A 4,395-nucleotide genomic window follows, 5' to 3' on the forward strand; every position below is an offset into this window, starting at 1 on the left:
GCCCCGCACCCTCCGAAGAGGCTGCGGGGCCCGTCCCATGCCGTGACGCGGCTACCGGCTGAGCACGTGGGCTCAGACGGCGGCCGGGTCCTCCTCGACGAGGAGGTTGCGCACGCGGTTGGAGTCCAGCGGGATGCCGGGACCCATCGTCGTGCTCATGGTCGCCTTCTTGATGAAGCGACCCTTCGCGGCGGACGGCTTCAGACGGAGGATCTCCTCCAGGGCCGCGCCGTAGTTCTCGACCAGCTTCGTGTCATCGAAAGAGGTCTTTCCGATGATGAAGTGCAGGTTCGAGTGCTTGTCGACGCGGAACTCGATCTTTCCGCCCTTGATGTCGTTGACAGCCTTGACGACATCGGGGGTGACGGTGCCGGTCTTCGGGTTCGGCATCAGACCACGCGGACCGAGCACGCGGCCCAGGCGGCCGACCTTGCCCATGAGGTCCGGCGTGGCGACGACGGCGTCGAAGTCCAGACGGCCCTTCGCCACCTCGTCGATGAGCTCGTCGGCGCCGACGATGTCGGCGCCCGCGGCTTCCGCGGCCGCAGCACGGTCACCGGTCGCGAAGACCAGGACCCGGGCGGTCTTGCCGGTGCCGTGCGGGAGGTTCACGGTGCCACGGACCATCTGGTCGGCCTTGCGCGGGTCAACACCCAGGGCAAACGCGACCTCGACGGTGCTGTCGAACTTGGTGGCGGCGGTGTCCTTGGCGATACGGACGGCCTCGAGCGGGGCGTACTGGCGCTCCCGGTCGATCTTCGCGTCCGCAGCGCGGAGGTTCTTGCTGCGCTTCACTTCTACTCCTGTGGGTTCAGAGTGTGGAGTCGTGGTGCGGACCAGCGCTTGGTCCTACCACTGAGGGCTTGAGAGGCTGACTCAGCCTTCGACCGTGATGCCCATGGAACGGGCGGTGCCAGCGATGATCTTCGACGCGGCGTCGAGGTCGTTGGCGTTCAGGTCGGGGAGCTTCGTCGTGGCGATCTCGCGGACCTGGGCAGCCGTGAGCTTGGCGACCTTCGTCTTGTGCGGCTCGCCGGAGCCCTTGTCCACGCCCGCGGCCTTGAGGATCAGCTTGGCGGCCGGCGGAGTCTTCGTGATGAAGGTGAAGGAGCGGTCGTCGTAGACCGTGATCTCCACCGGCACGACCATGCCACGCTGCGACTCGGTCGCGGCGTTGTAGGCCTTGCAGAACTCCATGATGTTGACGCCGTGCTGGCCCAGTGCGGGGCCGACCGGCGGCGCCGGGTTGGCCGCACCGGCGTTGATCTGGAGCTTGATAAGCCCCGTGACCTTCTTCTTCTTGGGAGGCATTGCTCTCTCCGGGTCCTAGTGAGAGTGTTTCGCCGCCATTCCGGTCATCCGGATGGAGGCATACCGCACAACGATAACGGGTATAGCTGCGCGACCAAAAACCGAGCAGGTCAGACCGGCTGCGAAGCCTGTCTGACCTGCTCGGTAGGCATGTGTCCAGAAACTGGCGGGAAGCCCGTCAGTTCTTCTGGATCTGGTCGAAGCTGAGCTCGACCGGGGTCTCGCGACCGAAGATCTCGACGAGGCCCTTGACCTTCTTCGAGTCGGCGTTGATCTCGTTGATCGTCGCCTGCAGGGTCGCGAACGGACCGTCGGTGACGGTGACCGAGTCGCCCACCTCGAAGTCCAGGACCTGGACCTCGACCTTGCGGGCCGGAGCCGGCTTGCCCTCGGCCTCGGCCGCCTCGCGGGCAGCCTTCTCCTCGGCCTCGGGGGCGAGCATCTTGACGATCTCGTCCAGGGTCAGCGGGTACGGGTCGTAGGCGTTGCCCACGAAGCCGGTGACACCGGGCGTGTTGCGGACAACACCCCAGGACTCGTTCGTCAGGTCCATGCGCACCAGGACGTATCCCGGGAGCTTGTTCTGACGGACGTTCTTCCGCTCACCGTTCTTGATCTGGACGATCTCTTCCTCGGGCACCTCGGCCTGGTAGATGAAGTCCTCGACGTTGAGCGAGACGGCGCGCTGCTCCAGGTTGGCCTTCACGCGCTTCTCGTAACCGGCGTACGTGTGGATGACGTACCACTCGCCGGGAAGTCCGCGCAGCTCGTCACGCAGGGCGGCGACGGCGTCGACGGGGGCGGCCGGCTCGGCCTCCTCGTCGGACTCGTCCGCGGCCTCTTCGTCCTGGGCGGCCTCTTCGTCCTCGTCGGACTCGGCGGCCTCTTCGTCCTCGTCGGACTCGACACGCACGGCGTCCTGCTCGGCGGGCTCGCCTGCGGCGGCGTCAGCAGCGTCGACCTGGTCCGGGGCCACGGCGTCCGCCGCCTCGACGATGTCGAGCTCGTCCTCGGCGGACTCGACGGCGCTCGCCGTGGGCTCGGCGTCGTCGTTCAGGTTCGGGTCAGACACGATGGCTGCTTCTTCCTGGATACAAATGGGTGGAACATGCGAAAGGGGCGCCGATGAGGCGCCCTCCGCGGGGATCAGCCGAAGACGTACTTGATGACCCGCGCAAATCCGAAGTCAATCACGGTGACGAGACCGATCATGACGACCACGAACACGATCACCACGGCCGTGTATGTCGACAGCTGGCTGCGCGTGGGCCAGACGACCTTGCGGAGCTCGGCGACGATCTGGCGGTAGAACAGCGCGAGACGGCCCAGAGGGCCCTTCTTGCCGCGCTTACCGCCCTTCCGGGTCTTCTTCTTCGACTCGGGGGCTTCGTCCTCGGCATCAGGCATGTCGATGGAGCCCACGGCGTCCGTCACGCTACTCACCTGATTCCGGGTCGTGGCCGTGCCGCGCCCGGTGGAGCCGCACGGCGGTGCATTGAAGTACGTACATGCGCACACATCCTGGCGAAGGAGTGTGTAGCAGGGCCGGAGGGACTTGAACCCCCAACCGCTGGTTTTGGAGACCAGTGCTCTACCAATTGAGCTACGACCCTTTGTGGTTTCCACCAACCTACCGCATCTTCCCCGGTGGGCCGGTTGGGAAAACGGTGTGGCTGATGAAGGCCAACGACAGGTGAGTGTACGTGCTCCGGGGCGCCGCGTCGAACAGACAACTACCGACCGGTCCTGTCCGGATGCTGTCCGAGTCCTGTCCGGTCCCTGAAACCCCTGTGCCGAGGGGTTTTCCGGTCTGCGAGCATGGGGGGCATGAGCGCTGCAACTTCTCCGTCCGAGCGCCGGGTCTCGGCCCGCATCGGTGCGATCTCCGAGTCCGCCACCCTCGCCGTCGACGCCAAGGCCAAGGCCCTCAAGGCCGCCGGGCGTCCGGTGATCGGTTTCGGCGCCGGCGAGCCCGACTTCCCGACCCCCGGTTACATCGTGGACGCCGCGATCGAGGCGTGCCGCAACCCGAAGTACCACCGCTACACCCCGGCGGGCGGGCTCCCCGAGCTCAAGGCCGCCATCGTGGCGAAGACGCTGCGCGACTCCGGCTACGAGGTCGACGCCTCCCAGATCCTGGTGACCAACGGCGGCAAGCAGGCCATCTACGAGGCCTTCGCCGCGGTTCTCGACCCGGGCGACGAGGTCATCGTCCCCGCCCCGTACTGGACGACCTACCCCGAGTCGATCCGTCTCGCCGGCGGTGTCCCGGTCGAGGTCGTGGCCGACGAGACCACCAACTACCGGGTCTCGGTCGAGCAGCTCGAGGCCGCGCGCACCGAGCGCACCAAGGTCGTCCTGTTCGTGTCCCCGTCCAACCCGACGGGCGCCGTCTACAGCGAGTCCGAGACCGAGGCGATCGGCCGCTGGGCCGTGGAGCACGGCCTGTGGGTGATGACCGACGAGATCTACGAGCACCTGGTCTACGGTGGCGCGGCCGCCGCCTCGCTCCCCGCGGTCGTGCCCGAGCTGCGTGACAAGTGCATCGTGGTCAACGGCGTCGCCAAGACCTACGCCATGACCGGCTGGCGGGTCGGCTGGATCATCGGCCCCAAGGACATCGTGAAGGCCGCGACCAACCTTCAGTCGCACGCCACCTCCAACGTCAGCAACGTCGCGCAGGCCGCCGCGCTGGCCGCCGTCTCGGGCCCGCTGGACGCGGTCGCCGAGATGCGGACCGCCTTCGACCGCCGTCGCAAGACGATCGTGCGCATGCTCAACGAGATCGACGGCGTGTTCTGCCCCGAGCCCGAGGGCGCGTTCTACGCGTACCCGTCGGTGAAGGCGCTGCTCGGCAAGGAGATCCGCGGCAAGCGCCCCGCGGACTCCGCCGAGCTCGCGGCCCTCATCCTGGACGAGGCCGAGGTCGCCGTGGTGCCGGGCGAGGCGTTCGGCACCCCGGGTTACCTGCGGCTGTCCTACGCGCTGGGCGACGACGACCTCGTCGAGGGTGTCTCGCGGCTCCAGAAGCTGCTGGGCGAGGCCCGCGACTGACGCGAGGAACTCACGCTGTTGAGGGCTGTC

General features: G+C 67.3%; 5 protein-coding genes and 1 tRNA gene. 1 reads left to right on the forward strand and 5 read right to left on the reverse strand.

The features are described from left to right. Nucleotides 1-72: 72 nt before the first annotated feature. The 5 genes from rplA to ACFWFI_RS41355 all read right to left on the reverse strand — a co-directional run bounded on the left by rplA (nucleotide 73) and on the right by ACFWFI_RS41355 (nucleotide 2,924). Nucleotides 73-795 carry a 50S ribosomal protein L1 gene (gene rplA / locus ACFWFI_RS41335; RefSeq protein WP_387400896.1) on the reverse strand — a complete coding sequence of 241 codons (723 nt, stop codon included), beginning with the start codon at nucleotides 793-795 and terminating at the stop codon, nucleotides 73-75. Nucleotides 796-876: 81 nt separating this feature from the next. Further along, a complete protein-coding gene (rplK, locus tag ACFWFI_RS41340; RefSeq protein WP_024494105.1) occupies nucleotides 877-1,311 on the reverse strand; it encodes a 50S ribosomal protein L11 in 435 nt (144 codons plus the stop codon). 178 nt (nucleotides 1,312-1,489) lie between these two features. After that, complete coding sequence (gene nusG / locus ACFWFI_RS41345) at nucleotides 1,490-2,383, reverse strand: transcription termination/antitermination protein NusG (protein ID WP_387400899.1); 894 nt, start codon at nucleotides 2,381-2,383, stop codon at nucleotides 1,490-1,492. Nucleotides 2,384-2,457: 74 nt separating this feature from the next. After that, nucleotides 2,458-2,745, reverse strand: coding sequence for a preprotein translocase subunit SecE (secE, locus tag ACFWFI_RS41350; protein ID WP_031096325.1), 288 nt, complete (start codon nucleotides 2,743-2,745; stop codon nucleotides 2,458-2,460). 106 nt (nucleotides 2,746-2,851) lie between these two features. Next, a tRNA-Trp gene (locus ACFWFI_RS41355) sits at nucleotides 2,852-2,924 on the reverse strand. A gap of 214 nt (nucleotides 2,925-3,138) precedes the next feature. Here ACFWFI_RS41355 and ACFWFI_RS41360 point away from each other — a divergent pair. After that, a complete protein-coding gene (locus ACFWFI_RS41360; RefSeq protein WP_387400901.1) occupies nucleotides 3,139-4,365 on the forward strand; it encodes a pyridoxal phosphate-dependent aminotransferase in 1,227 nt (408 codons plus the stop codon). Nucleotides 4,366-4,395: the final 30 nt, after the last annotated feature.

Origin of the sequence: Streptomyces sp. NPDC060209 (assembly GCF_042728155.1) — a bacterium.
GTDB lineage: Bacteria > Actinomycetota > Actinomycetes > Streptomycetales > Streptomycetaceae > Streptomyces.